This window comes from Leptospira ognonensis (assembly GCF_004770745.1).
GTDB lineage: Bacteria > Spirochaetota > Leptospiria > Leptospirales > Leptospiraceae > Leptospira_A > Leptospira_A ognonensis.
In genome coordinates, this window is record NZ_RQGD01000022.1 from 367,969 (window position 1) to 392,969 (window position 25,001).

The following is a 25,001-nucleotide window of genomic DNA, read 5'->3' on the forward strand; positions in this document are numbered from 1 at the left end:
TCTTGTCGAGCCAAGAGAGAGCCGTTCGAGTCATGGCGGAAGTGATGAAGATGAAAAAACCAATCCTCCAAACTTTGATCGAAGCTTAAATCAAAAAGCCCGATCAAAATGGACCGGGCTTTTCCTGAAACGAAATCTTTAGAGGATACTAGGCAGACAGTGCCTGGTCTAATAAATCTTTCGCGACCACTCTTAGAGCCATTACTTCCTCTGCACCTTCAAAAATAGAGAATACACGAGCATCCACAAAGTATCTTGAGACTGGATACTCTTCTGCGTAGCCCATACCACCATGGATTTGCATGGCTTCACGAGTGACCCATTCTGCAATTTTTGAAGCGTATAGCTTAACAAGGGTAGCTTCCATTTGGCCTTTGTGGTCATCGAGAAGTGTCGCCACATAATTTGTGTACTGGCGAGTCGCTTGTGTGATCATGGCCATCTTCGCAATTTTGAATTTCGTAAGTGTATAGTCATAGATTGGTTTTGAGAAAACCTTTCTCTCTTGTGCATAGCGAAGAGCCGCTTCCAGCGCTGCTTGCATGACACCATTGGCACGGGCTGCTGTTTGAATCCTTCCACCAGCAAAACCTTCCATTTGGTAATAGAAACCTTTTCCACGACCCGCGTCACCGCCGAGTAAGTTTTCTTTTGGAACAAAATAGTCCTCAAAAGACACTTCATACGAATGCATACCGCGATATCCGATAGTAGCAATCGCTTTCCCTTGGATCACACCGCCACCTTCTTGTTTGAAATTGAATTCGTGACCCGTGAAAGAAGGCTTTTCGGCAAGCAGAATCGAAAGACCTCTATGTTTTAAACTTGGATCAGATTCGGTTCGGCAAAGTATGAGAAGTAAGTTAGCATACCCTGCAAATGTACACCAAGTTTTTACTCCATTGATTACAAATCCACCTTCCACTTCTTTGGCGGTCACAGAAATTCCAGCAACATCCGAACCATAGTTAGGTTCTGTTACCATAATCCCTGCCATTTTCTCACCTGCAGCGAGTTGTGGTAACCATTTGTTTTTTTGTTCTTCGGTTCCACCTTTGAGAAGCGCTTTAGCCATAATTTCTGGCCTTGTGATGAGTGAACCTGCTGCACCGAGTGAACCGCGAGAGAGCTCTTCTGTCACAACTAACATAGATATGTTGTCGGGACGATCATCTGGTTGGATGCCGCCAAATTTTTCTGGAATGCACAGACCAAAACAACCCATGTCTTTTAAGCCATTAATGATTTCCATAGGGATCAAATCATCATGTCTGTGAACATGTTCTGCTTGCGGAACGACTACGTTTTCAGCAAAGTCTTTGAAGATTTGGCGAAAATTTTCATGGTCTTCAGAAAGTCCATAGGCACCAAAGTGGCCTAGGTCTACAATCTTATCTGTAATTTCTGTATAGTTTTCAATTTTGGCAGCAGATTCTACATAACCGTTGATTTCATCATTGAACAGTTTTGAAAAAATTTCTGCATAGGTGAGTTCATATTCTGCAGGTCTTGCTGCTAGTTCAGAACGAATGTTGGTGATGGTTTCGCCAGCAAAAGAAAAAGCCATTTTCTTTTCTAGATCACTCGTTCCCTTGGCATCATTCCAAGCATATTCTATAAAATTTTCAGCCACGCGTTGTTGGGCAGTCAGCCATGCTAGTTGGTAGAAAACGTGTTGGGTTTTATCCATTTTGCTGACAGAGACTTTTCCATTTTCAGAATTTTTCTGGGCCAGACGTTTTGTGACTTCACCAAGGAGGGATGCTTGGGCGGATAAAGCCTTTTGCGCTAATGATTTTTCGAGTTTAACTGCAGTTGCGGTCATGTTGTTTTCGGTCCTGCGGGAATGTTTTCTTCCACAATACGGATGGAAAGTACCCTGTCATTTTCATTTTAGACAACTAAGATTGACGTTTTGGCCGATGGGAGAGTAGAGTTCAGAGGAGAAATGGAATTTTCATGAGAATCATAGGGATTGACCCCGGCTCCCACCGTGTCGGATACGCAGTTTTATCTTTTCCTGAGGCAAATCGCTCTCGGCCTGAGCTACTTACTTATGGAACCATTGAAGTTTTGCCCAAAACACCCTCCCCCGACAACCTTTTACAAATCAAAAATGAGCTCGATTCGATCCTTACTGAGTACCAACCAAATTTTGGCTCGGTCGAAGAACTATTCTTTTTGAAAAACGTGACGACGGGAATGCGAGTTTCAGAATCGAGAGGTGTCATCTTACTCAGTCTAGGTGAAAAAAAGATTCCAGCTGTCCAACCGACTGCCACTCAAATCAAAAAAGGTATTTCAGCAAATGGAAGTGCGACAAAAAAGGAAGTGCGACAAGCAATTAAGTTGATCCTCGGATTCAAGGATCTGAAAGGCCACGACGATTCTTGGGATGCCATCGCCGCAGCATTCGTGGGTAAATCACTCGTTCAAGGTTTTGAGCAAGTCAAAAGAAAATCTTCAAAAACCTGAGAGATATATATCCGATCCCCACTCACGAGTCCCGTACTAGCAGCAGGTATTTCACTTCCCTCATTCGAATAAATAAGTTCAACGGCATTTGTCTTAGCATCTATTTTATAAACTTGACTAGGCGCCAAATTTTGGTTACTTGAGGCATGTTTTAAAAACTTGAGTGTGGATGGATGTGCGGCCACCCAAAGATTGCCCTCTGCATCTGGCATGATGTTATCTGGCCCACTTCCTAAATCAATTTTCTTTCGAAATTCTAAACTTAAGTTTCCATTTTCTCTAATGATTTTGAATACTGAAATCGCCGCTTCAGAGAAAACCGAACGGTACAGAATTTCATCTCCATTCTCTTCTCTTAAAAAAATACCATTGCCCAAAACAACTTTTTGGTTTAGGTTCGCAAACTTATTACCATCGTAGTAGGCGATGTCTGCCGTACCATTTTTGAAAATCATATTTACATACTGCATGAATTTGTTTTCAGGTCCTCTGTCATTCGAAGCAAAGATTTCCCCTTTCGAATTCATAAAAATATCGTTCGGTCCTGTTAATAATGGATCCGATAGAGTTTTGGTGTGAGTCCATTGATTTGAACCTATTCGTTCGAAAATCTCGATCGTATGTGGTTTATCCGAAGTTAGGGTATGTGAAATGACTGCCAAAGTATCCTTACCGTTGACTTTCGCAAAACTGATACCATGCGGTCTAAAATTTTCTGGGTATTTCGTTTGGATGGGAATTGGTTTCTGATCCGCAACAGGCATGTTTAAATCCAATGTAGAGATCCAACCGATAGACTCCATATTGCGTCTGTTATGTACGGAGATGAGCAAGGTTGGTTTTTTATCGATTTCAATCAGGTCAAGATCCTCAGGTCCAGGAACACCAGATATCTTGGTACAGGTTTTGAGGTCTTTTTTCTCTAGGGGAGATCCGCAGGAAACGAGGAGAAGGGTAGCGAGAACCGCTAAAAGTAGGTTTTTTGGGTGCATAGGCTACAATCCAAACTCTTTACTCTTTCTCTCCAGAAAAATAAATTCTCCTTGTTGTTTTTGTGCACTGCAAAATAATGGAGAGAGAAGGAGTACTCTCCTATGAGCAAAGTGGAAAACAAATTACAAGAAATCGTGAATGCGGGCATCGGTGCAGTGAAAACCTCCAAAGAAGTTTGGGAAAAACTGGTCGTTGACCTGAACGAAAAGAAGAGTGAATTTGAAGTAAACTTCAAAAAACTCTCGGAACAAGGCGAAAAAGACACCAGTGACGGTGCCTTAAAAGTAAAAATGGGCGTGGCTTGGGGAATCGTTCGGTTCGATGAGCTAAAAGATAACGTCGTAAATTACTTTAATAAAGAAAAAGAGCAAAAAAAAGAGGGAAAGTAACCCTCTTTACGGATTCATCTCACATCCTGATTTTTTCTCTGGTGGGTAGTTCCTGAGACTGCCTACCAGTTTTTTCTTCTTACTCTCGGAGTGACCAGATTTGAACTGGCGACCCCTTGCCCCCCAGACAAGTGCGCTACCGCTGCGCTACACCCCGTGAAAATACAGTAAGACAGTTCTACAGAGGATGTTCTGATGGCAAGCCTTTCTGGGAATATTGCATTCACAATGTACACTCTACTTTTATCACGCCGTCTTAACCTAACATATCTGGCGACAAGGCCCAGATGATTTGGCCATTCGCGAAACGCTCGCGCGCCACATTGATCGCAATGGTAGAGCCAGGTAAAAAGATAAGATTCTCTGCGGCTGATGTATTTCCAAGAAGTTGGGCTGCAAAAATGGTTATATCTGGGTTATGTCCAACTAACAAAACAGTATCGGAGTTTTTTAAAGATTCCAAACAACATAAAAAATCAGAACACTTTGCTCCGGCGGCGAGTTCAAGCTGAGAAATCGGCTGACCACTAAATTCAATTTCCTCAGATAAGATTTCCGCAGTCCGTCGTGTTCTAGTATACGGGCTATAGAAAACCTGACTCACTTTAAGTGGAGAGTTATGGATGAATTTTCCGATTTTATGAATATCGCGAACACCTTTTTCAGTCAGAGTTCGTGACTGATCCGATTTCGCCAATGCTGGATCTTCCGCTTCGCCATGCCGAACCAAAATGACCTTCATGATAAGATCTCCCGATCCAAGTCTGAGAAGCGCCTCAGGTCCTGAAAGAAAAATTTAGGTTAATTCTTGCGATTTTCTTATGTAGCGGAAAAGTCTAATTTATGACCGATAAACCCTACCGAAAAAATGTTGGGATGGTAGTATTCAATGCGAAGGGAGATGTGATCGTTGGAGAGCGTGTACACTTTCCTGGATCTTGGCAATTCCCGCAGGGCGGAATCGACGAGAACGAAGATTATATTGACGCCGCCAAACGAGAGCTCTTTGAAGAGTTAGGTATCAAAGATGCCATTTACGTTGGTGAATACCCGGACTGGATTCCTTACGATTTTCCAAACAACCTCCATTTAAATAAAAGCCTGCAGAAATACCGCGGACAAATGCAAAGATGGATCCTCTATTTTTGGGATGGAGCCATTACGGATTGCGACTTAGAGCACCATGAAATCGAATTTCTTTCTGTCAGGTACATGAAACTTTCGGAAACTATTGATGCTGTCGTAGATTTTAAAAAGAAAGTCTATGAACAGTTTATACCACTTTTCTCCCAATGGATTGAAAATTACATTGCCGAGAAACAAAAATAATCACATCATTTTACAGTAGGGGTAAATGAACTTGGGTAAATCAGAAGAAAGCAAAGCTAGAATCGTTGTTAGGGGATCGGTTCAAGGTGTGGGATTTAGATACTATATTATGCAAAGAGCCCAGGAAATGAGATTGAAAGGGTATACCCAAAATCTGCCAAATGGAGAAGTGGAAGCCGTTGTCGAAGGAGATAAACTTTTCATAGAAGATTTATACCGCGCCATGCAAAGAGGGCCCACAAAAGCAAAAGTAACAGACCACGCCATCGAATGGGGTGATCCAAAAAGCCAATTTCGCACATTTTCAATCAAAAGGTAATCACTGTTATGAAAAAAAGAAGACTGGGTAAAACAGGAATGGTCGTTTCTGAAATTTGTATGGGAACCATGACTTTTGGTTCCTCATGCGATGAGAGTGAAGCTTTTCGAATTTTAGACCGAGCCTATGATGCCGGTATCGATTTTTATGATACAGCAGAAATCTATCCCGTACCGCCCAAAAAATCATGGGTTCATAGAACTGAAGAAATATTTGGGAAATGGTTACAAACGAAACCGAGAGACGGCATCCTCATAGCTACAAAAGTTGCTGGCCCAGGACACGGATGGTTTAGCCCACCGATCCGAGAAGGAAAAACATCCTTGGATCGATACCATATTCGAAAAGCAGTCGAAGGATCTTTAAGACGACTGGGTATTGAAACCATAGATTTATATCAGACTCACTGGCCTGATCATGATTTCGCTTATGATGAAACCATGGAAGCTCTCACAGAATTAAAAGATGAGGGTAAAATTCGGTATGCGGGTTGTTCCAATGAAACCTCTTTCGGACTTATGAAAAGCCTTTGGATCAGTGATAAATACAACCTCATTCGACATGAATCCATTCAAAATAATTTTAGTATCTTAAACCGTCGCTTTGAAGATGAACTTGCACAAGTCTGCAGGAAGGAAGGCGTTTCCCTACTTCCTTATTCTCCACTCGCAGGTGGAGTGTTAACTGGTAAGTATAATGGACCTACACCTCCAGAAGGTGCAAGGTTTGTCTCATATATGAAAGAAGGAGAAAGACAAAAAAAAATGTCCAATCGTTTCTTAAACGACCAAACTCTAGCATCTACAGAAGAGCTCACAAAAATTGCCAAGGAGGCGGGGATGAGTGTAACTGTAATGTCTGTTGCCTGGAGCAAACAACATGATTTTGTTGCCTCGACCATCATCGGCGCCAATACCGTCGCTCAACTGGAAGAATCATTAAAAGCAAGCGACGTCGTACTCAGTGAAGATATATTAGATAAAATCAATCGGGTATCGAAAAAAATTCAATACCCGATGGGATAAAATAAAAGCGATGAATCGAAATTTGAAAATTCAGAATGTAATCAACTCTCTGCTGCGAAAGGCTCTAATCCTATTCCTGGTATCGCTCCTTTTGCCCGAGTGTTCCTCGTTTGGGCCAAAAAACGAATCAAGTTCACTTATCATTTTGCAAGTTAACCTTGTAAAGGATGAACTCTTGTTAGATGAATTTGTCGACCCAAGACTACAAAAAGTAACCCTTCGAAAAGGAGATTCTACCTATGAATATTCCGAAAATTCTGAACATTATTACTATTTTCAAAATCTAAAAGATGGACAATATGAAATCTATGATGCTGTTCATTTACTAAACCGTGGCGGATCAGATACCGCATCAGGATCCACCAAACAGCCAGATAAAATTGACATTGATTTTGATAAAAAAGCCATAGAAGCCACTCGGTTGAATTTAGAGCCAGGCAGTGTGGTTTTTATGGGCACTTTTAATATTAAAGTTAATTTCAAATTTCAAGGCGAGCCGGAGATTACAGTCAACTTTTCGAAAACCGTCGAACAAGAAAAAGCCGCCTTCGAACATCTATATAAAAACTTTCCGCGCAATGGATGGGGTCAAAAAGCAAAATCAAGAGCCAAATTCATCCAGTCCATTGGTCAATAGTTATACAAGCGTTCGTTCATCTGGATTTGTTATGTGTCCTGTAGTATTAAACGAGACAGGTTCCCAAAGATAACCTTCCTTTTTAAAAATACTCAGTGAAGAGTTCAAAATGTATTTCATAAAAACTGGAAACTCTTTTGGTTTTAAACCACAGGAAAGACCCATAACGATTGCTATAGGAGTACTCGAGGAGACAACTAGAGTGCTCTTAAGATCATTTGGAATTGAATCCAATGCGGTTTGGATTCTAAGCACATACTCTGTGAAGGAATATGGTTCTACCGGGTCCCAGACTCCTTCCACCCAATCTTGCAGTACTTTTTGAATGAGAATTTGAAAATAGTCCCGAGTTTTTTCACTGCCCTCTTCCCAAGCATTCTTATAATTTTCATAGGTATTCGAAAAGTGGTCATCAACATGCCTAATTTTGGCCGCCAAACCTAACCAAAGGCGCGGATCAAACTCATTCCAAAGTTCTGATTCTATGGGATCAGGAATGCAAAACTTTTCGTTTCGAAACGCTTCTAGGATTCCCATTGCCGTTTCTTTTTGACGATTTAGAGTTCCGGTCAAAACAGAATCAAACTCAATTCGCTGAGAGAGAAAGTATTCGCCAAGAGCATTTGCTTGTTTCCAACCAATTTTTGTTAGTTTGTCATAATCTTTTCCTAATCGATCTGCCTGTCCATGTCTGACTAAATATAAGTAAGACATTTATACGGTAAACCTAGGATTTGAAATCGCGAGATTATTTTTCAGAGTCGATTTGATGTGATTCCATTCTGCGGAATGAATGTCAGAATTCTTAGAAATTCGAAGGCCCTGAGCTAACTCTTGGTTCAGATCTTGAAGTAATTTGAATTTTTCTTTTTTTGAAAGAGATTGGAAAACCTCCTCTTTACAAGTGATGTGGTTTTGGATGGACGGAATTTTAAGGAAAGATTTAAAATCTTCCATAAGATTTTCCTCTTCTTTCTCCCCTTCACGTATCAAAACTCCAAGCATATTCCAACTTACCAATGTCTTGTAGGATAAAAGATCATCACCTTCCATTTTTGGCAAAATATCTTTCATAAGCAAATCTTGAATTGCTTGTAAGATGTCTTTCGACTCTGGTCTATACTGCATTTTCCATTTCCTCTATGAGACGCATTGCTTCCCATTCCATCTCTGCGGTTCGCCTTCCAATTGCCGCAAGCTCAATGCCTTTATCTTTTCCTGATAGATGCCTTTCTGCCTGCTGCGCCGATCCAATCGCCCAACGGATGTTACCCATAATTTCCCAGTATGTTACTTTTTTGAAATCCACTTTGATCTTTGAAACGTCTTCATATGCCTTATAAAAATCTGGGCGATCGCCAAAACCACCAACTTCTTTATTTAACTTTCCAAAACGCCAGTCTCTCATGCACAACCAAGCTATATCTTCATGTCGATCACCCCAGTGCGCGAATTCATAGTCAAGGATACCTTGCAATCCATCCTTTGTTATCATAAAATTTCCTGTTCGAAAATCTCCATGTACGAGAACAATAGCATCTACTTCAGGTTTGTTTTTCGCAAGCCAGTTGAGAGACATTTCTATAGCAGGGTGAGGTTCTGGAAGTTCGTCCAAAGTTTTTTCCAAATCTTTAATACATTGTAGCGCATAACTTGATGTTGTCGTGATTTTTAGTTTCTCTTTTAAGAGGGAATCATTCACTGATTCTTGTGAAACTGTGTGTAACAAAGCAAGATTCTTTGCGAGATCGGACACCATTCCATTTTTTCTATAATTATTTAGTTCAGAATCTTTAACAATATATCTTCCTGTTGCCCTTCCTGAAATTTTTTCCATTAAGTAAAATGGACTCCCTAAAATAGAATCATTTTCTTCTAAAAGAATCGGTTCGGGAGTTTTAACTCCTGCTCTAAATGCCAACTCTGCTACCTTAAATTCATCTCGTTTCGATAGTGAAGATAATAGAGAAGCTCCTTTATCGGTGCGTAAAACAATATTTCTTTCTGAAGACATTCCATTCTCATCTAACTTCATTTTGATGGAGAAATTATCTTGGCAAGCACCGCCACTCAAATGATGAATTTCTTGAATGGATACCGGCGAATCCCAGCGTAAACTCAAATGATTTTCAAGTTTAGGGGTTAACTCTTTCAAATCCATTTAGATGTCCCATTTTTGAGAAAGATAGTTTCTTCCAATGACCATTTTGTGAACTTCTGATGGACCATCGGCGATTCGTGCGGCTCGTGCATCACGGTAAAATAATTCTAATGGTAAATCTCGCGAATAACCTTTGCCACCACAGATTTGTATCGCGGTATCAATGGTGTTACACAAAGCTTCACTGACTTTCCATTTTGCCATAGAGGTTTCTTGCCTTGCATCTTTTCCGTTTTGCAATAGCCAACCAGCTTTTAATGTTAATAAAAATCCCATCTCTATGGCAGTCGCACATTCAGCAAACATCCATTGGATCCCTTGGTGTTCGGCAATTTTTGCTGAAAACACTTGTCTTTCCTTTGCATATTCTCTCGCAATTGACAAAGCCCTTCGCGCCATGCCAGTCCATCGCATACAATGAGTTAACCTGGCGGGTCCTAATCTTTCCTGTGACAATCTAAACCCTTCGGCAACTCTTCCTAAAACCATATCTTCGGGAACTTCCACATTTTCAAAATTAAGTTCACAGTGTCCACCTGGTCCGTGTGATCCCATAAGTTCGATTTCACGAACCATCGTATAACCTTTCGCTTCTGTAGGAACAAGAAACATTGTTGTTTTGCGAAAGCTTCCATTTACCTTTGCCATCACAATGAGGTACTTAGCTCCATTTGCGCCCGTGCAGTACCATTTGCGACCGTTTAGAATGTATTTATCTCCTACTTTTTCTGCATTGGTTTGCAAGGATGTGGGGTCTGAACCTGCACCTGGTGAAGGCTCCGTCATCGCAAAACCCGTTCTTATTTCGCCTCTGCAAAGCGGATGTAGTATCAGTTCTTTTTGTTTTTCAGTAGCAGCGAGTGCAAGTAAATGCATATTTCCTTCATCAGGAGCATCGCAGTTGAACATATAAGGTGCAATGGGTGAGCGACCGATTTCTGAAAAAATAATACAAGTGCCCAATTGATCAAGACCAAGGCCACCTTCTGATTTAGATAAGTGTGGTGTCCAAAAACCAGCAGCCTTCACTTTAACGCGCGCTTTTTGGTTCACATCTTCAGGCATTCTGCCCAATTCATAATTATAAAATTTTTCGAGAGGAATGATTTCTTTTGAGATAAACTCTCGAATGTCCTTTCTGATCGATTCAACTGATTCTGGTATTTCAAAGTCCATGAACCAATGATAAGGAAAGAGATTTAGTTTGGGAAAACTTTTTTATAAATGTGACTGAAAAAATGGTTTTTGGCGTTTCGAATTTCTTCTAACTTCGAAATGCAAATGTGGACCGGTCGTTCTACCTGTCATGCCCACTTCTCCAATTTTTTCTCCTTTTTTTATCCGTTCGCCAGATTTTACGAGAAATGTATCTAGATGTCCATACCTTGTTTCATAACCCATTGCATGTTTTATGATGATTAACTTTCCATATCCTCCGCTCGTACTCGCAAATTCAACGATACCATCTTGTGATGCATGTACGGATGATCCGTGTTTGGCGGCCAGATCGATCCCGCCATGAAATGTAGTTTTTTTCGTAAACGGATCTATTCTATTTCCATAAGCCGAGCTCATTAGCACTGTCTTTAATGGAGTAGTAAACCCAAAACCATAGAAAAATGATTTCTCAACTTTGCCCATAACTACCCCAGGGATGAACCATTTCTCTCTTGCCGAATCATATTGCAATTTATCATTCGGAAGACGGTACTTATCAGCTAATAATTGTTTATTTTTTAGGCTATTTTCGGAAGTCTCCGGATGAAAAACGCCTCGCATATTTGGAATCTCTAGAACCATTCCTTCTACTAAATCATGCGGGGAGCTAAGTTCATTGACAGAGGAAAGAGTTTCTAAGTCCATTCCCGTTCTCGCCATGATCTTGAAAAATGAATCATCCTTTTTCACTGTGTATTGGAAGTAACGAAGTGGGATCAATTTATCATCGCTTTGTTTAGATCGAGAAAGTCGTAAATTTTCTTTTACGTCAGATCTTAGGCTTTTTAGTATCGGATTGGAATAATCAAGATTCGCCAAAGTGCTAGGATTTGCGAAAATCCTGTCTGATGGGATGAAATAAGCGAAAAGAAGATATTGGATTAGAATGCGTCGTTTCAATGCGAGCCTACTTTTTCATTGTCGGTACCAATTAAAAAAACGATGACGATATTCCCCCAAAAGAGACCATGGGAAGGACATGCCATCTCGTTTTTTTGAGATTTTTAAACTGACGACTTTTTCGTTAGGTATCATTTTAATCGCAAATCTCGTATTTTCGGTCCTCTACCATCAATTTGTCTACACAGTTGTACTAAACGACCGACTGCCTCCAGAATTGACGGAGGGGTTATCCGAAGATGCCTCAAATCCCAGTGTATCCTTTACCGAGTCTTATAATAAGGTACGAAGTGCGATAGAACTTCTGGAAAAAGACCTTCAAGCAGAGCTAAAGGAAAACTCAGAAAAAGTATTCGAAAACTTTTATGACATTATGCTCAAGGATAAGCCTTATCTTTTATTTTTTCAATCCCTGATTTGGTTTGTTTCCTTTATCGGACTCGGCTATTTGATCTTGAAAAAATTATTAAAACTTAACTTAACCGATATGAGCGATGAACTGTCGATACCGATCCTTCTGAATGGAATCATGAATGGATTTACAATCTTCTTCATTGTCATTTTATTCGGTGTTATCTTAAAACTCTTAAATATCGATGCCAATCCAGGACTCTTTCCAGCCAAACTTTTTAAGGAACTTCAAGGTAATGGAGTCCTCCTTGCCTGGTCTATCTATAGTGTTGGAATTATAACAGGGATTATAGAAGAATTATTCTTTCGTGGATTTTTATTAAAAATCTTTATCGATAAAGATTTAGCAAATGAAGGACTTATGATCATTTCGATCATTTTCGGATACTTGCATTTTGGTATCGGAACGACCATTGCGGTTCCATTTATGATTTCGATTGTTGGTATGTTTTTCGGATATTTATACATTAAAAATAAAAATATTTGGGTTTCGATTGCTTGTCATGCGACATACAACTCTCTAGGATTACTTGTTGCGTATGCGGGTGGAGAAAGTCTGTGAACCTTAATGTTTTGAAAGTAGTCCCATCTTATCTAATATTATTATTGTTCCTTTTTCATTCCAATCTATTTGCTGGTGAAACGATTGAAGTTCTTGGGTCTCCCGAAGATTTGAATTTAAAGCTTACTGCTCTGCTTAATAAACTGGATCCTGATTACTATAGCGATGATAAGACGAGAGGATTCGTTTATCGTTACCGCAATCAATGGACAAACCCTTATGATTTCAATATTTACATTGGAAAAGTTAGTAAAACTTCCCCAGATTCCATTTTGCGCATCGAATCACCTCGAATCGGACAAGAAAAAATGTGGAAACAAATATTTGAACAGGAGATTTTGCGCAAAGCGCCTCATGTTGCGGCTGTTCCCATAACAGAAAAATATCATTTTGTCACGCAGGGTTTAAATTTAATTTCACCCATTGCATCTGTCGGATATAATTCCTGGAACTCTCCTCTTTATTCAGGCCGTGATACTATTTTGAGCATGGCAATTTATTTTCTCACGGACTTAATACTTGTGGGTGGAACATATTACTATGCAGAACAAAATCTTCCGAAAAAAAACATTTGGGACAATTTAGCTAACGTTAAAGGAGCCGGCAATGTTTGGGAAAGTCCAAATGCGGTTGGTATCTTTGCAGCGCTAGCAGTATCTCGGGGGATCCGAGCATTTGATGCTTGGGAAGACACGGCTGCTCATAATAAAACAGCACAATTTTCCTGGTCTTTTCGATTTTAAGATTTAAACAGATCTTTCACCGCATCACGAGCGTTTGCTCTTTCGTAGTCTTCTCTTTCAATCAGAGTTAGATCTAAATTTTCTTTTTGAATACGGGCGAGGATTTTTCCTACTTCTGCAGGGTTCGTGATTTTGGTTGCCAGGTATTTAAAATGTGTACCACATTCGGGACATTTTTTATCTTTAATGTAATTTAATCCAAGTTTCTTACAATTTCCGCAAGTGCCGTATAAATCATCTATGTAGAGAAGTTGTTTTTTAATTTCCTCTCCATCTATTTGTTTCCAAACTCTAATAAATTTTGATTTATTCCCTGCCAGTTCTTCGCTCATAGTAAAAAGAAAGGTGATTTATGAATCCTGTCAAGAACCAATCCTATTCCAATTATTTGCTCACTTCCGCCATATTTGGATTTCTTGCTGTTGCAATTGGTGCTTTTGGTGCTCACGCTCTGAAGGGAATTGTTGGACCGGAAAGAATGCCTATTTTTGAAACAGGAAATAGGTATCATTTTTATCACACAATTGTTAGCCTTCTAGTTGTTATACTTGCGATTCAAAAGGGTATGAATCGGTATCTAAAATTATCCTATTTTGCATTTATCATTGGAATTTTACTTTTTTCGTTCAGTTTATACACATTGGCCATTTCGGGCATTAAAATATTTGGCGCGATCACACCGTTTGGCGGCGCGAGCTTTTTGTTAGGTTGGATATTCTTAGGATTGGGTACGTTTCAATCTTTCGAAGAACCATAATAAAATTGACCTTTTTTTTGAATTAAATTTCTCGAAATCAGCCCATCAGCAATGAGAAGCAGACCTGTTGCGGCGGCAACTTTCTCTTCTTCACTCGCCTCCTTTTGGATGGCCATAAGCTCATGAACAAATTTTCTCCTATTCACATCCAAAACTCCAAGCATCGATCCGCTAATCTTTTCATTTAATTTCAAAAATGCAAGAGCAAGTGTTTTGGGCGGTGTTTCATTACACAAATAATACAAAGCTCTATTATCAAAATATGATAATTGTTCTACTTTCTCTAATGTTTGCTCTCCACCTGACATATGCTACCCCTTATTTGATGTTGCTTACTTCTTGGGCTTTCTTTTTTAAATAAGAAATTAAATACTTGGAATTTGGCTCTTCTAAGGTTGCGGATTGTATTAATTGGTTCACATCTAATGTCCTTCCTTTTGAGTGAACTTCCTCCCTAAGCCAATTTAGGAGGGCAGAAAAATCCCCATTTGTTTTGAAATCGGATCGATAATTTGCATGAGCTTTCTCAAAAGAAGAAAAAAGCTGCGATGAAAAAATATTCCCCAATGTATATGTTGGAAAATATCCAAATCCACCCATGGACCAATGGATATCTTGCAAAACACCTTCTGCATCATTTTTTACATCAAGACCGAGATACTCTTTTACCTTCGCATTCCATAACCCTGGAAGATCATTAACTTTTATTTTACCATTGATCAGATCTCTTTCTATTTCAAAGCGCAATATAATATGTAAGTTATACGTTATCTGATCGGCCTCTACTCTAATTTTACTTCTTTGCGTTGAGTTGATGCTTCGATATAAATCATTAAACGGCAGATCCTGTTCGGAAAGCTCGAAATCAGACAACATTATCGGGTAAATAAACTCCCAAAAGGATCTTGACCTACCCACTTGGTTTTCCCAAAGCCTACTCTGTGATTCATGTATACCGAGAGAACAAAATTCGGTGAGAGGGCTTGGCCATTCCTCCATCATAGATAATCCAGATTCGTATAATGAATGTCCTGTTTCATGTAACACGCCAAATATGGACGATAATGGATCTGACTCAGAATAGCGGGTGGTGATTCTTTTATCCATTTTTCCGAGCGTTGTTGAGAAGGGATGATGGCTTGTATCCAATCGACAGGTGTCATATGACAAACCGAGTAGCGGTGGAAGTCTTTTACAGAGTTTCTCCTGCTTTTCGATAGCGACTGGATTTTTAAAGGGCGAAGGGAAAGACGGTGCCGACTCTACTATGGGCACCAACTCTTTTTTTAAATCCTTAAACAAGCTATCGATTTCCGATGCTTTCGCTCCCTTTTCATAACCATCTAACAATACATCATATGGCTCTGTCTTGTAACCGATTAACTCGGCTTGTTTTTTAGAGAGCTCTACTATTTTTTCAAGCATAGGCGCAAAGTCAGAAAACTTTTGATTTTTTTTAGCCTCTGCCCAAACGCCGTGTGCTAAGTTTGTGGTCTGTGATAACTCAGCAACGAAATCTGAAGGGAGTTTCTCTGCTTTCTCAAGTTCTTCTTCGACCAGAAAAATTTCTCGTTCCCATTTCTGCTTTTCATTGGATGAAATAGAATTTATTTCTGTTTTGGCATTGGCGATCGATGATTTGTATTCTGTACTCACCGACCAATCATGGACCATTTGGGTTATGTCTGCAATTTGGGTAGATCGATATTCCCTACCATTTTTTGGCATCATCACTTCCGAATCCCATTGGAGAAGTGATGCGATATCCTGAAATGATTTGATGCGCCGATAGAATTGTCGATAGACCTCAATTGCCTTTGGAAGTGCCATTATCACCATTCTAAAAAACGAATCATTTCTGGAACCAAAAATCATTGACCCCGTTACCCGTCTTAAAACTATGTATTTACCAATTGCGGGTGTGGTGTAACGGTAGCACAGCAGCCTTCCAAGCTTCTGGCGAGGGTTCGAGTCCCTTCGCCCGCAAATAATTCATTTTAACTGTTTAAAATAAAATCCTTCGAATCATACTCGATTCCGTTAATCACCAAACAGACACTGTGTTTACCTGGATAATAAGTTCTCGTTGTAATCGGAACAAAGGAATGAGATTTTAATTTCTCAAAAATAACCATCGGTTCTAGCAACACTTCTCCGAGTTGAAAAACCTTTTTAAATGATTTTCCATTCGCTAGTAAAAAAGAAATTTTATATTCAAGGCGCAGCTTTACGGATTTTGAATTTCCATTTTGAATTCTGATCATAAAATGCAGTCTCTCCCCCACTCTTACTTTGTTAGAGTGCAGTTTCATTTCGGCAGATTTCGGGATCCAATTTGTATGGTATGAGAAAGCACTGAGTGCTTTTTTGTTTCCTTTTTTTAAAAGGGTCCGCAAAGCATGGCGTAGGTCCTTATCTGTTTTTTCCGAATGTCCAAGCTTATTTTTTGTAAAATTCCAAGTAAGATCGCTCTTCAATTTTGAAATATCATTTAGATGGTTTGAAACACTTCGTCTCACGATTTCATTTTCGTCGTTCCATAGATTTTCTAGGATAGGTAAATGAACTTCTGGATTTTGTTTTATTTTTGGGATTCCAATCCCCCAAGGCAATAAAGGCCGACTTCCTTCACTTGCAAGTCTTCTGACCATGGGATGAGGATGTTTCGACCATTTTATCATCTGCTTAAGCGTGGAATCAAATTCGACGAGATAAAAATGTCGAATTGCAAATTCTGCACTTGTAAAAATGGTAATGAACTCCAAGGCTTTCATACTTTCTTCAAAATGATCCATTCCGCTTTTTTGAATGATCTCAGGTAAGTATATATGGGGGAAATTAAAATCCTCAATGCCATCCTGATTTAAATTATTTATAAATTTTCGAATGATTTTTATTTTATCATCGAAGTCAGCCGGAAGGTATTTTAGTATTACGTCTGATATGCGGCTAATTCTCTGCTTCAGCTCCAACTGCTTCCAAGGTTTAGCAATGATATCCTTATAAAATTGGTCTTCATTGAGTTTCGGACAAGCCTTAGAAAATTCTATAATTAGATTAGCTAAAAATTCTTTTGAATATATCTCTTTGAGTGCTGCCATAAATTTGATTCAATCCTAGTAAGGTTACACTTCATCAGTCAATGATTTTACTAACTACTTCGGTAAACTCATCTAGGGATTTAATATCGCCCGTTAGACGCCATAGCTGAAGTGCGCCCTCGTAACTCAAAAAGAGAAATCGAGCATTTTGTTTCACGTCTAAAGAATTTCGAATGTATCCCTTCGTTTTTGCAAGTACCAAATATTCTTCCAAGGTCGAGATGGTAGTTTTCGTAATTTCTTGTATGGATGCTAAAATGGAAGGAGAAGACTCTGATATTTGAGATCTAAAATTTGCCATAGGACATCCATACAAATGATACCTTCTCGCTTCTCTTTTAAGAATTCGAACCCATGCCTTAACGAAATCGATTGGATTTGGATATTTTTGCATCAATTCTGATAACAAAATCAGATTTTCTCTAGAATATTCCTTTAATACGACATTGCCCAGTTCCTCTTTGGATTTAAAATGTTGATAGAGACTTGCTTTGACCGTATCAGCTTCCGAAACAATTTGATTCAGTCCGGTTTCGCCATATCCCTGACTTAAAAATAATTCCTTACTAATGTTAATAATGCGCATCCGGGTGGGGATTTTTGCTGACATTCTGATATAACCCTTTGCACTCATTCTCTCCGAAAATTGATAAAATTCAAGACAAAAGACAGACCGGTCGGTATTTTTATTATTTACATACATACCAGTCGGTATGTATTATGTTTTAGAGGCTTAAAATGGAAGATTTCGTTAAAATAAATCAAAAAGTAGATTCAATCTCAGAGGCATTGCAAACGCGTCATAGCATCAGGGAGTTTCAAAACCAAACGATCCCAACTGAGATATTGAATAAGTTATTATCCTCATCCTTAAGATCTCCGAGCTGGAAGAATGCCCAACCATGGCAAATAAAGGTCGTCTCTGGGAAAACAAGAGACCTGCTCTCGTCACGTCTTGTGAATGCAGCTCAATCCTCACAACCGAAACCAGAAACGGAATGGTTAGAAAATTATCCCGCAAAGGCAAAGAAGCGAATGTTTGATTTAGGGATGAAAGTATATGGAGTCGCTGGAATTGATCGTAAAGACAAAGCTGCACGGGATGAGTTTATGCTAAATAATTTTCGATTCTTCGGAGCACCAACTTGTATTATTATTACTACTACCTTTGATTTGAATTTTTTTGTTGGAATTGATATCGGCTGTTATGTGCAAAGTATACTTCTATTAGCCAGAGAGCATGGCCTCGGTACTTGTGCCCAGGCTGCACTCGGGGCTTTTCCAGAAGTAGTTAAAGATGTGTTGGAGCTACCAGGTGAGGAAAAAGTAGTAATGGGAATTAGTATAGGCTATCCGAAGGATAACTCAAATTTGAATCAATTCCATGCGCCCAGAGAAGAATTTAATGATTTAATTAAAATGTATTCTTAATAATAACTTTTCTCTTGATTTGGTATACACTACTCTTTATAGTCAAGTATGCCGTTTTTCAGTGGGTTTTTACTCGGACTTGGAATGATCGTTTTTATCGGACCAGTATTCATCCAATTGATAAGTATTTCGATTCGATACGGAAGCAAACCTGGATTATACGTTGCCGTCGGAATCTTTATTAGTGATGTGATCTGTGTACTCTTATGCCGGTTCGCGAGTTCCTTTGTTCAAGTCTCGGGTTCTTTTCAGATGATCCTTAGCCTTTTAGGCGCAATACTTTTGTTAATTCTCGGGTTAAAAACCTTAATGGGAAAAGGGCAAGGATTTACGGAACCAGGAAATCAATACCAGGGAAGCCTGCTCGGTTTTTTTGCAAAAGGTTTTGTGGTTAATTTTGTGAATCCTTTTGTGTTTTTGGTTTGGATCGGGGTGACTGTCTATTCGAAAACTGAATATGGATCATTGACCGATGAAAGCATGTATCTCTCTGGAGTGCTGCTTGCCATTTTATGTATGGACGTTTCGAAGGTATTTCTGGCCAAACAAATTAGTAAATGGTTTAAATCTGATTCTCATCTTTTGATCCAGCGCCTCAGTGGAATGGCGTTGCTTATCTTTAGTATCCGCTTGTTTATCAATGCCTTTAGATAAAAGATTGACCATCTTTTTCTGACTTATCTACTATGGGCATGAACCCAATTGTGATTTTACTAACTGCGCTTATCCCATTGACGATAGGTTTTATCTATTACCATCCGAAGGCATTTGGCAACGCCTGGATGAAAACAAGTGGCCTAACAGAAGAATCCTTAAAAAAAGGAAATTTTCCGATAATTCTTTTGTTATGTTATGTATTCAGTCTGTTTCTTGCCATGGCACTGACAGGAATCGTAATTCATCAAAACCACATATATTCTATATTAATCAATGAACCTGGTCTAAAGGAAGAAGGTTCGGTGCTATTTAATTATGTCGCAGACTTTATGTCCAAATATGGCACAAACTTTCGCACATTTAAACATGGTGCTTTCCATGGAGCGCTCAGTGGAATCTTCCTTGCTCTTCCTATTGTTGGAATCAATGCACTCTTCGAACGAAGAGAATGGAAATACACTGCCATTCACGTTGGTTATTGGACCTTGACCTTAGCTCTCATGGGCGGCGTGATTTGCCAATTCACTTAATTCATTCATTATAGAGGATGCGATGGAATAGGGCTCGAAATGCTTTGCCTATTCCATCAAAACTTCTTTGAACTTGTTTTGCTTTTAAGATTCCATTCTCCAAATATAATTCGTATTTAAAGACAAATGAAGTCGGATCAGAATTAAAACCAATTTGTCCAAATCGTAAATCGTAAAAGTATTTTTTATTCCCATCAGCTTCTATATTATACCAACCTCTACTCAAATACACCAAACGCTTAATCAGCTGATCTTCCTTCCAATCTCCAAGAAGGAGATGTTTTTTTGGAAAGACAAAAAATTCAATCGGTCTACTTGGAGCGAGCAAAGAATAATAACCTAACATAAAATTATCTGATGTTTCCACATAACCACACCAAAGTAATGCATTGAGCGGAGTTGGTTTCACTTCCAATTGAACTAAGTTTAATTTCTGGCCGGATAAGGCCTGCTGAAACTGAAAATGTGCGATACCCTTGAATCCAAGCGTCAAAACCATATATGAGCAACTCACAATGATGCCCAAATGATTATAGTAAGCCCTTCTGGGGTCTTCCTTTTTTTTCGTCATGGAAAGTATTAGAAAAGCCATAAAAGGAACAGTATACAAAGGATCGACGATAAAGATATTGTTGTAAGTAATCTTATACGGTAATGGCCAAAATAGCTGCGTCCCAAAGGCTGTGTGCGCATCTAACAAAGGATGAGTGAAGAGTGCCCAAAACATGAGCCAACTCCAATCTTTCCACGAAACTGCTAATTTTTTATGCAAATAAAAGGCCAATCGTCCCAGTATGGGTGCAAAAATAATGCTAAATAAAATAGAATGGGAAAAACTTCTATGAAATTCATTCATACTTACATCATCTAAGAAAAATTTTGCTAGCACATCTAGATCCGGAACTGTACCTGCAATGGCTCCCCAAAGCATAGCCTTATTGCCAACTTTTTTTCCTAATACTGCTTCTCCAGCTGCTGCACCCAATACTATTTGTGTGATTGAATCCATTTTAATTTCCCTTATCCGATTTGAACGGTTTTCTTAGATCATAACTACTTGGCTTGGTTTTACTAATAATCGACTTTAAAAGAATGTTCATAAAAGAACTTTTATGTTTTATATAGAGAATCATACTTTTTGGCAAAGCACCGACAGAACTTTTTATTTCTTCTGCAGTCCTTCCAAATCTAATTTCTTTGCATTTTCTCAAAATGGCATCGTCAACGAAGTCGTATAACATTCGCTGGTATATCGCCAATTCATGGTTTAAGGAATAATCGATTCCCACAAAATTGGCATCCAGAATAGAATCAAATAAGAAAGCCGAACTAAACCCAACTAACTTATTTTTATAGAAGTATCCTTTTACCACAAACTGGTCCATTAATTTCTCTTTTAATTTAATAAACGATTCTGCTTTTAATGTTCCAAAATCAAAACTTGATTTCTTTACAACAGCCTTATACAAATCATCCAATTCGGTTTTTACACTCTCTAGATCATCTACACTTAACTGTTTCACCAAAAGGTCATGAGATTTATGATACGCGTTCTTAGCCTTGCTACGAAATTTTGTATTCAAGGCATCATAATAGTCATTTCTCGAATTCCATTTTTCTGAAACATGCATGACCATGTTTACATCGATTTCAAATTTCGTATAATTTCCTTTGCTTAAAAAATCAGGATCCGTTGATAGATCCTTCCAAAATTCTTTAAACAAAATTACCGAAGAATTTTTCTCAAGCTTATTGATGCTCTCTATTGATTTTCTCAAAACTTTATAGTATTGTTTTGGAGGAATATGATCTGCAAAAAAAAATCCATTTTCACCGGAGGCAAAAGGATTCCCACAAGTAAGTATCTTTGTTCCGTTGCCGGAAACAAACCTTCGTTTTATTTTATTCCTAATTTTACAAATTTCTTCATTGTCGGTATAACCCTTGTCGATAAAATTTAACGTTTGAGTAATGGCAACCCCAACCGGTGATTTATCTCTGTTATAAAAAAGTATGTAATGAAAAGATATAGTATCATTTAGAGTTTCTTCTAACGCCGCTAAATATTCTAAAGAAAGATAGATATTTTTATTATTTAAAGTTTGGTTCCAGTCCTGTTTAGGAAGGTCAAATACTGAATTATAAATTTTAAAAGTGATCAAAGAATTTTTAAAGTTTATTTTCCGACAGCATCTTCAATCTCCATATCGAGAGCTCGAATGGAGAGATGGATTTCCCAAAAGGAATAGAGTAGAGATGTAATCATTAGCAGAATAGAACTACCAAATAAAATCCAAGCGATAGAATTGATTAGACTGATAAATGCTAAGGAACCCATACAGAAGATAAGACTTAAAATACCAAGACTTTGTGCGTCACGTATCAATGAGATTCTATGACGTAATGTTTTGATTTGACTCAAGGTGACTGCATCGCGAGAGTCTCTATATTTTTCCAGGAGGTGCCGGGAGACAGATGCGAGTCCTAAAAAACGATTCGTATAGGCTAACATCAGTAAGGAGATAGCTGGGAACAAAATACCTGGAGTACTAAAGGTTAATTTTTCCATACAGCCATTAGACCTATTTAAAAAATTTTCGAATTCTAAATTGAAGGTTCATATTTATAAACATGAATTTTTTGCAAATAAATATGAATCGATTAAAGAGTTTACTTTTTCTTATCTTTCGAGATCAGCGCTTTAACTTTTTCCTGATTTTCTTTGTCTGTCGCCTGTTCCTTTACTGTTTGAATCGCTTTCTGTCCCTCTTCTGATTGCGCCTTTTCAATGATGGATTCCATAAGTTTTCCATCGGACTCAGAACCTTCTTTTGTTGAGGCACAATGTAAGGCTAAAAAAATAAATAGCATAGAAAAAAGTTTTGAGATCATATACCCTCGTTTATTTATTAACTTTAGATTTTTTTAAGAGAGTCAATTCAAAAATCTTCGTTCGCATCGTTAGGTGATACTTTCTTCTTATTTTTTAGTGATTGTTTGTTCCTTTCTTCTTCCTATAGATCTAACAGAAGTTAATATTTTAGGTAGAACCGGTTTTGCCTTCCTGAACTTTTATACCCTCTCCCACCCATTCGTAAAAATTCCGCCTCCATTCCACCTTTTGACTTAATTGACAATTATGTTTTTTTATTGACATATTTGACACATTTTTTAGTATATTGTTTCAAAAGAAAAAGGATTCTACACATATGAAAAGTATCGTTACGCTCATTCTTTCCCTACTGTTTGCTACCAGCATCAGTGCCCAAACCTACACGGTTTTCATCCATGGAAAATCTGACAAAAATCACAATGGTGTCGGAACCACCGATGTAAACGGTTATTGGGGAACTTCTGCCAATACAGTCTCTGGTTCCAAAATTTTCGTCGGTTACGACGGCACCACAGACCCGAGAACGTACGGATCGGCGCGTGCTCAGACAAATGTAACTACCGGACTCACAAATTACTGCAAAGGCACTAATTCATGTAAAATTGTATGCCATTCTGCAGGATGTTATGCCATCGAATATTGGTTAGCAAACTTAGGCGGAAGTGCCTCTTCAAAAGGCTTTAACCTAACAAAAGTAACAGCACTTGCGGCTGCTTCTGGTGGCTCCGAACTTGCTTCTTCTCTTAGCGGCATTACATTCGGATTTGGCGGGAATGCGATGGATAAATCATTGATCGTAGCTACTGCTCGAGGTGCTTTTAATCATAACAACACCGCTTCTATTTCGATCAATCATGTGCCAGGTTACAAAGGTGCTTTCGGACCTTCTGCAATATTGCCTGGTGAAGATGACTATGCTGTTGCTTTTCACTCATCATGCGGTTATAACAGAGCTGGTGGTCTTAACAAATGCCAATCTTCTATTGTAAGCGGAAGCACTACTTACACCCAATATACAGGACACGTAAGAGCGTCTTCTCTCACTTCCACTGGATTGTATAAAAATCATAGTGAAATTAAAAACGAGGGAACACGATAAGCGAAATCAGTTTGTTTTAACTGTGGAATGGTTGGCTTAGTCAATCATTCCAAACTCACCTTAGACATATTCTTCCGAGGTCAATAAAATCAATTCAGAAACAAACTTCTTTTTTATTGTAAGAAGAGAATTTAAATCCAAAACTTGTTTTTGTAGTTTTAAAGATTTTGCTGCTAAATCTTCAGATACCTCTTCGTAAAATTTTTTACTTACAAAAGATTGAATTTTTGACAGTTCCTTTTCCCAATCCAAAAATACAAAGCCCAAATCATCACTCTTGAAAGAATAAAAAAATTGCTGTACATTTGCCTTCGGCACCTCTTTCAATTTCAGAAACAATCCTAAGTTTGCGATATTGATATTTTTAAGCTCAGTAAGTGTCTCCTCTAATAATAATTTTTCAAACTCTGAATATAAAACATACCTTGTTTGAGAAGTGTATGCAATTTTCCCATTTTTGCAAGCGTCGAATAACTCCTGCATGATCTCGCGGTTTTTCGCGATGAATTCATCAAATTGATAAGCAATGGACATTAAGCCAGTTCTATTTTCCCAATGAACTGGAAAAAGATCCCACTCGTTTTTCATTCCAGGAGGCAATAATTTTTTGATAGAAATTTCATCAAAATCCTCGTCAAGGAATAACTTATTCTCATGAGTTACGGGATCAGATTTATAGTAAAAAAATAATTTTTGTAAGTCGATCGTTTTCATTCCATTTGCGACAAAATAGTTTTGGATGGTTAGCATGATATCTGCCTGGCAAATGATGCTTAAAAATTCAAAAAGTAGAATCGGATACTTACGATTCTCATTTGTATGAAAGTATACCTGATACGGTTCCGGATATCTTTCCCCAATCCATTTTTGATTCAAATTAATAAAATGTAAAAGTGGTTCCGAACTTTCAGAGACTTTCCCATCCAAATCGACTGTCCATAAAAAATCAATAAATGCTTTCGGTACAATCACATGACAGGTAAGAATCGTTTGATTGATTCGAACTTCATATTCGAGAAATACCGCCTTATCGAATAAGGGAGAAAACGGAGATTCTAAATGTTTTGATGCTGATTTTTGAAGCGTAACTGCTAGTTGATTCCATTTAGATGAGAGAATAGGTTTGATTATGCTTAGGAAAAGACTCTGGAATTTTGATTGGATTTCCTCGATTTTTTCCATTTTGGAATGCGGAAAGCCATATTGAAGATAGAAATTTTTCTCATCAAAAGTTAAAGACAATGCGTACCAGAAGGAAACATCTTCGGAATCCTTCGGATGTGCCTCTCTTAAATATTTAATTCGAGATTTAACAATATTTTTTCCCCAATCAAATTTTCGAGGTATCATAAAGTCCCCAATTATAAATTC

31 protein-coding genes and 2 tRNA genes are annotated in these 25,001 nt (G+C 38.4%); 14 read left to right on the forward strand and 19 right to left on the reverse strand.

Annotated features, from left to right (window positions below; all coding sequences use genetic code 11):
• Positions 1 to 148: 148 nt before the first annotated feature.
• The gene (locus EHQ58_RS07660) at positions 149 to 1,825 is read right to left on the reverse strand and encodes an acyl-CoA dehydrogenase family protein (RefSeq protein WP_135623285.1); all 1,677 of its coding nucleotides are present in this window, start codon (positions 1,823 to 1,825) and stop codon (positions 149 to 151) included.
• Positions 1,826 to 1,959: 134 nt separating this feature from the next.
• Between EHQ58_RS07660 and EHQ58_RS07665 the strand changes: the two genes are divergently transcribed.
• Positions 1,960 to 2,475 carry a crossover junction endodeoxyribonuclease RuvC gene (locus tag EHQ58_RS07665; protein ID WP_135623286.1) on the forward strand — a complete coding sequence of 172 codons (516 nt, stop codon included), beginning with the start codon at positions 1,960 to 1,962 and terminating at the stop codon, positions 2,473 to 2,475.
• On the opposite strand, the gene EHQ58_RS07670 is transcribed toward EHQ58_RS07665, so the two are convergent.
• Entirely contained in the window at positions 2,433 to 3,467 is a 1,035-nt protein-coding gene (locus tag EHQ58_RS07670) for an SMP-30/gluconolactonase/LRE family protein (protein WP_135623287.1), read from the reverse strand. The genes EHQ58_RS07665 and EHQ58_RS07670 overlap by 43 nt on opposite strands.
• Positions 3,468 to 3,569: 102 nt before the next feature.
• Between EHQ58_RS07670 and EHQ58_RS07675 the strand changes: the two genes are divergently transcribed.
• Positions 3,570 to 3,857 carry an LIMLP_16025 family protein gene (locus tag EHQ58_RS07675; RefSeq protein ID WP_135623288.1) on the forward strand — a complete coding sequence of 96 codons (288 nt, stop codon included), beginning with the start codon at positions 3,570 to 3,572 and terminating at the stop codon, positions 3,855 to 3,857.
• An 85-nt stretch (positions 3,858 to 3,942) separates the two neighbouring features.
• Here the strand turns inward: EHQ58_RS07675 and EHQ58_RS07680 are convergent.
• Both EHQ58_RS07680 and sixA read right to left on the reverse strand, forming a co-directional pair.
• Positions 3,943 to 4,014, reverse strand: a tRNA-Pro gene (locus EHQ58_RS07680).
• 99 nt (positions 4,015 to 4,113) lie between these two features.
• Complete coding sequence (gene sixA / locus EHQ58_RS07685; RefSeq protein WP_135623289.1) at positions 4,114 to 4,599, reverse strand: phosphohistidine phosphatase SixA; 486 nt, start codon at positions 4,597 to 4,599, stop codon at positions 4,114 to 4,116.
• Between the two features lie 101 nt (positions 4,600 to 4,700).
• Between sixA and EHQ58_RS07690 the strand changes: the two genes are divergently transcribed.
• The 4 genes from EHQ58_RS07690 to EHQ58_RS07705 are packed head-to-tail and all read left to right on the forward strand — an operon-like array spanning position 4,701 to position 7,167.
• On the forward strand, positions 4,701 to 5,186 hold the full coding sequence (locus tag EHQ58_RS07690) for an RNA pyrophosphohydrolase (protein WP_135623290.1): 486 nt from the start codon (positions 4,701 to 4,703) through the stop codon (positions 5,184 to 5,186).
• 25 nt (positions 5,187 to 5,211) lie between these two features.
• The gene (locus EHQ58_RS07695) at positions 5,212 to 5,505 is read left to right on the forward strand and encodes an acylphosphatase (protein WP_167883566.1); all 294 of its coding nucleotides are present in this window, start codon (positions 5,212 to 5,214) and stop codon (positions 5,503 to 5,505) included.
• A gap of 8 nt (positions 5,506 to 5,513) precedes the next feature.
• Positions 5,514 to 6,530, forward strand: coding sequence for an aldo/keto reductase (locus tag EHQ58_RS07700; protein ID WP_135623291.1), 1,017 nt, complete (start codon positions 5,514 to 5,516; stop codon positions 6,528 to 6,530).
• A 10-nt stretch (positions 6,531 to 6,540) separates the two neighbouring features.
• Positions 6,541 to 7,167, forward strand: a complete 627-nt coding sequence (locus EHQ58_RS07705) for a hypothetical protein (RefSeq protein WP_135623292.1) — start codon at positions 6,541 to 6,543, stop codon at positions 7,165 to 7,167.
• Here EHQ58_RS07705 and EHQ58_RS07710 read toward each other — a convergent pair whose 3' ends face one another.
• The 5 genes from EHQ58_RS07710 to EHQ58_RS07730 are packed head-to-tail and all read right to left on the reverse strand — an operon-like array spanning position 7,168 to position 11,446.
• Complete coding sequence (locus EHQ58_RS07710; RefSeq protein ID WP_135623293.1) at positions 7,168 to 7,881, reverse strand: histidine phosphatase family protein; 714 nt, start codon at positions 7,879 to 7,881, stop codon at positions 7,168 to 7,170.
• On the reverse strand, positions 7,882 to 8,295 hold the full coding sequence (locus EHQ58_RS07715) for a DUF6285 domain-containing protein (protein WP_135623294.1): 414 nt from the start codon (positions 8,293 to 8,295) through the stop codon (positions 7,882 to 7,884).
• Positions 8,285 to 9,328, reverse strand: a complete 1,044-nt coding sequence (locus EHQ58_RS07720; RefSeq protein ID WP_135623295.1) for a phosphotransferase family protein — start codon at positions 9,326 to 9,328, stop codon at positions 8,285 to 8,287. Before EHQ58_RS07720 ends, EHQ58_RS07715 begins: the two co-directional genes overlap by 11 nt.
• Complete coding sequence (locus EHQ58_RS07725) at positions 9,329 to 10,504, reverse strand: acyl-CoA dehydrogenase family protein (protein ID WP_135623296.1); 1,176 nt, start codon at positions 10,502 to 10,504, stop codon at positions 9,329 to 9,331.
• 42 nt (positions 10,505 to 10,546) lie between these two features.
• Entirely contained in the window at positions 10,547 to 11,446 is a 900-nt protein-coding gene (locus tag EHQ58_RS07730) for a LysM peptidoglycan-binding domain-containing M23 family metallopeptidase (protein WP_135623297.1), read from the reverse strand.
• Between the two features lie 79 nt (positions 11,447 to 11,525).
• On the opposite strand from EHQ58_RS07730, the gene EHQ58_RS07735 reads away from it, so the two are divergent.
• Both EHQ58_RS07735 and EHQ58_RS07740 read left to right on the forward strand, forming a co-directional pair.
• Positions 11,526 to 12,419, forward strand: a complete 894-nt coding sequence (locus EHQ58_RS07735) for a CPBP family intramembrane glutamic endopeptidase (RefSeq protein ID WP_135623298.1) — start codon at positions 11,526 to 11,528, stop codon at positions 12,417 to 12,419.
• Positions 12,416 to 13,162 (forward strand): hypothetical protein, encoded by a 747-nt coding sequence (locus EHQ58_RS07740; protein ID WP_246047223.1) that lies wholly within the window; start codon positions 12,416 to 12,418, stop codon positions 13,160 to 13,162. The genes EHQ58_RS07735 and EHQ58_RS07740 overlap by 4 nt, the downstream gene beginning before the upstream one ends.
• Here the strand turns inward: EHQ58_RS07740 and EHQ58_RS07745 are convergent.
• The gene (locus tag EHQ58_RS07745; RefSeq protein ID WP_425460479.1) at positions 13,159 to 13,482 is read right to left on the reverse strand and encodes a hypothetical protein; all 324 of its coding nucleotides are present in this window, start codon (positions 13,480 to 13,482) and stop codon (positions 13,159 to 13,161) included. The genes EHQ58_RS07740 and EHQ58_RS07745 overlap by 4 nt on opposite strands.
• Positions 13,483 to 13,514: 32 nt before the next feature.
• On the opposite strand from EHQ58_RS07745, the gene EHQ58_RS07750 reads away from it, so the two are divergent.
• Positions 13,515 to 13,919 carry a DUF423 domain-containing protein gene (locus tag EHQ58_RS07750; protein WP_135623300.1) on the forward strand — a complete coding sequence of 135 codons (405 nt, stop codon included), beginning with the start codon at positions 13,515 to 13,517 and terminating at the stop codon, positions 13,917 to 13,919.
• Here EHQ58_RS07750 and EHQ58_RS07755 read toward each other — a convergent pair.
• Entirely contained in the window at positions 13,898 to 14,227 is a 330-nt protein-coding gene (locus EHQ58_RS07755; RefSeq protein ID WP_135623301.1) for a hypothetical protein, read from the reverse strand. The genes EHQ58_RS07750 and EHQ58_RS07755 overlap by 22 nt on opposite strands.
• 10 nt (positions 14,228 to 14,237) lie before the next feature.
• Positions 14,238 to 15,749, reverse strand: a complete 1,512-nt coding sequence (locus EHQ58_RS07760) for a carboxypeptidase M32 (protein ID WP_135623302.1) — start codon at positions 15,747 to 15,749, stop codon at positions 14,238 to 14,240.
• An 85-nt stretch (positions 15,750 to 15,834) separates the two neighbouring features.
• Between EHQ58_RS07760 and EHQ58_RS07765 the strand changes: the two genes are divergently transcribed.
• Positions 15,835 to 15,905, forward strand: a tRNA-Gly gene (locus tag EHQ58_RS07765).
• Between the two features lie 11 nt (positions 15,906 to 15,916).
• Here EHQ58_RS07765 and EHQ58_RS07770 read toward each other — a convergent pair.
• Positions 15,917 to 17,020 carry a DNA alkylation repair protein gene (locus EHQ58_RS07770; protein WP_135623303.1) on the reverse strand — a complete coding sequence of 368 codons (1,104 nt, stop codon included), beginning with the start codon at positions 17,018 to 17,020 and terminating at the stop codon, positions 15,917 to 15,919.
• 34 nt (positions 17,021 to 17,054) lie between these two features.
• The gene (locus tag EHQ58_RS07775) at positions 17,055 to 17,630 is read right to left on the reverse strand and encodes a TetR/AcrR family transcriptional regulator (protein WP_135623304.1); all 576 of its coding nucleotides are present in this window, start codon (positions 17,628 to 17,630) and stop codon (positions 17,055 to 17,057) included.
• Positions 17,631 to 17,758: 128 nt separating this feature from the next.
• On the opposite strand from EHQ58_RS07775, the gene EHQ58_RS07780 reads away from it, so the two are divergent.
• The 3 genes from EHQ58_RS07780 to EHQ58_RS07790 are packed head-to-tail and all read left to right on the forward strand — an operon-like array spanning position 17,759 to position 19,638.
• Entirely contained in the window at positions 17,759 to 18,451 is a 693-nt protein-coding gene (locus EHQ58_RS07780; RefSeq protein WP_135623305.1) for a nitroreductase, read from the forward strand.
• Between the two features lie 48 nt (positions 18,452 to 18,499).
• The gene (locus EHQ58_RS07785; protein ID WP_135623306.1) at positions 18,500 to 19,105 is read left to right on the forward strand and encodes a LysE family translocator; all 606 of its coding nucleotides are present in this window, start codon (positions 18,500 to 18,502) and stop codon (positions 19,103 to 19,105) included.
• A 38-nt stretch (positions 19,106 to 19,143) separates the two neighbouring features.
• Positions 19,144 to 19,638 carry a DUF1761 domain-containing protein gene (locus EHQ58_RS07790; RefSeq protein WP_246047224.1) on the forward strand — a complete coding sequence of 165 codons (495 nt, stop codon included), beginning with the start codon at positions 19,144 to 19,146 and terminating at the stop codon, positions 19,636 to 19,638.
• Between the two features lies 1 nt (position 19,639).
• On the opposite strand, the gene EHQ58_RS07795 is transcribed toward EHQ58_RS07790, so the two are convergent.
• The 4 genes from EHQ58_RS07795 to EHQ58_RS07810 all read right to left on the reverse strand — a co-directional run bounded on the left by EHQ58_RS07795 (position 19,640) and on the right by EHQ58_RS07810 (position 22,530).
• Positions 19,640 to 20,647 carry a metal-dependent hydrolase gene (locus EHQ58_RS07795; RefSeq protein ID WP_135623308.1) on the reverse strand — a complete coding sequence of 336 codons (1,008 nt, stop codon included), beginning with the start codon at positions 20,645 to 20,647 and terminating at the stop codon, positions 19,640 to 19,642.
• A gap of 1 nt (position 20,648) precedes the next feature.
• Complete coding sequence (locus tag EHQ58_RS07800; RefSeq protein WP_135623309.1) at positions 20,649 to 21,800, reverse strand: hypothetical protein; 1,152 nt, start codon at positions 21,798 to 21,800, stop codon at positions 20,649 to 20,651.
• Positions 21,801 to 21,814: 14 nt separating this feature from the next.
• Positions 21,815 to 22,207 (reverse strand): DUF2721 domain-containing protein, encoded by a 393-nt coding sequence (locus EHQ58_RS07805; RefSeq protein ID WP_135623310.1) that lies wholly within the window; start codon positions 22,205 to 22,207, stop codon positions 21,815 to 21,817.
• Between the two features lie 101 nt (positions 22,208 to 22,308).
• Positions 22,309 to 22,530, reverse strand: coding sequence for a hypothetical protein (locus EHQ58_RS07810; protein WP_135623311.1), 222 nt, complete (start codon positions 22,528 to 22,530; stop codon positions 22,309 to 22,311).
• A gap of 317 nt (positions 22,531 to 22,847) precedes the next feature.
• Here EHQ58_RS07810 and EHQ58_RS07815 point away from each other — a divergent pair, with 317 nt between their 5' ends.
• A complete protein-coding gene (locus EHQ58_RS07815) occupies positions 22,848 to 23,630 on the forward strand; it encodes a hypothetical protein (RefSeq protein WP_135623312.1) in 783 nt (260 codons plus the stop codon).
• 60 nt (positions 23,631 to 23,690) lie between these two features.
• On the opposite strand, the gene EHQ58_RS07820 is transcribed toward EHQ58_RS07815, so the two are convergent.
• Positions 23,691 to 25,001, reverse strand: a 1,311-nt coding sequence (locus EHQ58_RS07820) for a hypothetical protein (RefSeq protein WP_210412791.1), incomplete at its 5' end; no start/stop codon positions are given.

Coding starts and splice junctions, on each gene's coding strand:
- EHQ58_RS07660 (WP_135623285.1), bottom strand. CDS start 1,825: ATGACCGCAACTGCAGTTAAACTCGAAAAATCATTAGCGCAAAAGGCT.
- EHQ58_RS07665 (WP_135623286.1), top strand. CDS start 1,960: ATGAGAATCATAGGGATTGACCCCGGCTCCCACCGTGTCGGATACGCA.
- EHQ58_RS07670 (WP_135623287.1), bottom strand. CDS start 3,467: ATGCACCCAAAAAACCTACTTTTAGCGGTTCTCGCTACCCTTCTCCTC.
- EHQ58_RS07675 (WP_135623288.1), top strand. CDS start 3,570: ATGAGCAAAGTGGAAAACAAATTACAAGAAATCGTGAATGCGGGCATC.
- sixA (WP_135623289.1), bottom strand. CDS start 4,599: ATGAAGGTCATTTTGGTTCGGCATGGCGAAGCGGAAGATCCAGCATTG.
- EHQ58_RS07690 (WP_135623290.1), top strand. CDS start 4,701: ATGACCGATAAACCCTACCGAAAAAATGTTGGGATGGTAGTATTCAAT.
- EHQ58_RS07695 (WP_167883566.1), top strand. CDS start 5,212: ATGAACTTGGGTAAATCAGAAGAAAGCAAAGCTAGAATCGTTGTTAGG.
- EHQ58_RS07700 (WP_135623291.1), top strand. CDS start 5,514: ATGAAAAAAAGAAGACTGGGTAAAACAGGAATGGTCGTTTCTGAAATT.
- EHQ58_RS07705 (WP_135623292.1), top strand. CDS start 6,541: ATGAATCGAAATTTGAAAATTCAGAATGTAATCAACTCTCTGCTGCGA.
- EHQ58_RS07710 (WP_135623293.1), bottom strand. CDS start 7,881: ATGTCTTACTTATATTTAGTCAGACATGGACAGGCAGATCGATTAGGA.
- EHQ58_RS07715 (WP_135623294.1), bottom strand. CDS start 8,295: ATGCAGTATAGACCAGAGTCGAAAGACATCTTACAAGCAATTCAAGAT.
- EHQ58_RS07720 (WP_135623295.1), bottom strand. CDS start 9,328: ATGGATTTGAAAGAGTTAACCCCTAAACTTGAAAATCATTTGAGTTTA.
- EHQ58_RS07725 (WP_135623296.1), bottom strand. CDS start 10,504: ATGGACTTTGAAATACCAGAATCAGTTGAATCGATCAGAAAGGACATT.
- EHQ58_RS07735 (WP_135623298.1), top strand. CDS start 11,526: ATGCCATCTCGTTTTTTTGAGATTTTTAAACTGACGACTTTTTCGTTA.
- EHQ58_RS07750 (WP_135623300.1), top strand. CDS start 13,515: ATGAATCCTGTCAAGAACCAATCCTATTCCAATTATTTGCTCACTTCC.
- EHQ58_RS07755 (WP_135623301.1), bottom strand. CDS start 14,227: ATGTCAGGTGGAGAGCAAACATTAGAGAAAGTAGAACAATTATCATAT.
- EHQ58_RS07760 (WP_135623302.1), bottom strand. CDS start 15,749: ATGGCACTTCCAAAGGCAATTGAGGTCTATCGACAATTCTATCGGCGC.
- EHQ58_RS07770 (WP_135623303.1), bottom strand. CDS start 17,020: ATGGCAGCACTCAAAGAGATATATTCAAAAGAATTTTTAGCTAATCTA.
- EHQ58_RS07775 (WP_135623304.1), bottom strand. CDS start 17,630: ATGTCAGCAAAAATCCCCACCCGGATGCGCATTATTAACATTAGTAAG.
- EHQ58_RS07780 (WP_135623305.1), top strand. CDS start 17,759: ATGGAAGATTTCGTTAAAATAAATCAAAAAGTAGATTCAATCTCAGAG.
- EHQ58_RS07785 (WP_135623306.1), top strand. CDS start 18,500: ATGCCGTTTTTCAGTGGGTTTTTACTCGGACTTGGAATGATCGTTTTT.
- EHQ58_RS07790 (WP_246047224.1), top strand. CDS start 19,144: ATGAACCCAATTGTGATTTTACTAACTGCGCTTATCCCATTGACGATA.
- EHQ58_RS07795 (WP_135623308.1), bottom strand. CDS start 20,647: ATGGATTCAATCACACAAATAGTATTGGGTGCAGCAGCTGGAGAAGCA.
- EHQ58_RS07805 (WP_135623310.1), bottom strand. CDS start 22,207: ATGGAAAAATTAACCTTTAGTACTCCAGGTATTTTGTTCCCAGCTATC.
- EHQ58_RS07810 (WP_135623311.1), bottom strand. CDS start 22,530: ATGATCTCAAAACTTTTTTCTATGCTATTTATTTTTTTAGCCTTACAT.
- EHQ58_RS07815 (WP_135623312.1), top strand. CDS start 22,848: ATGAAAAGTATCGTTACGCTCATTCTTTCCCTACTGTTTGCTACCAGC.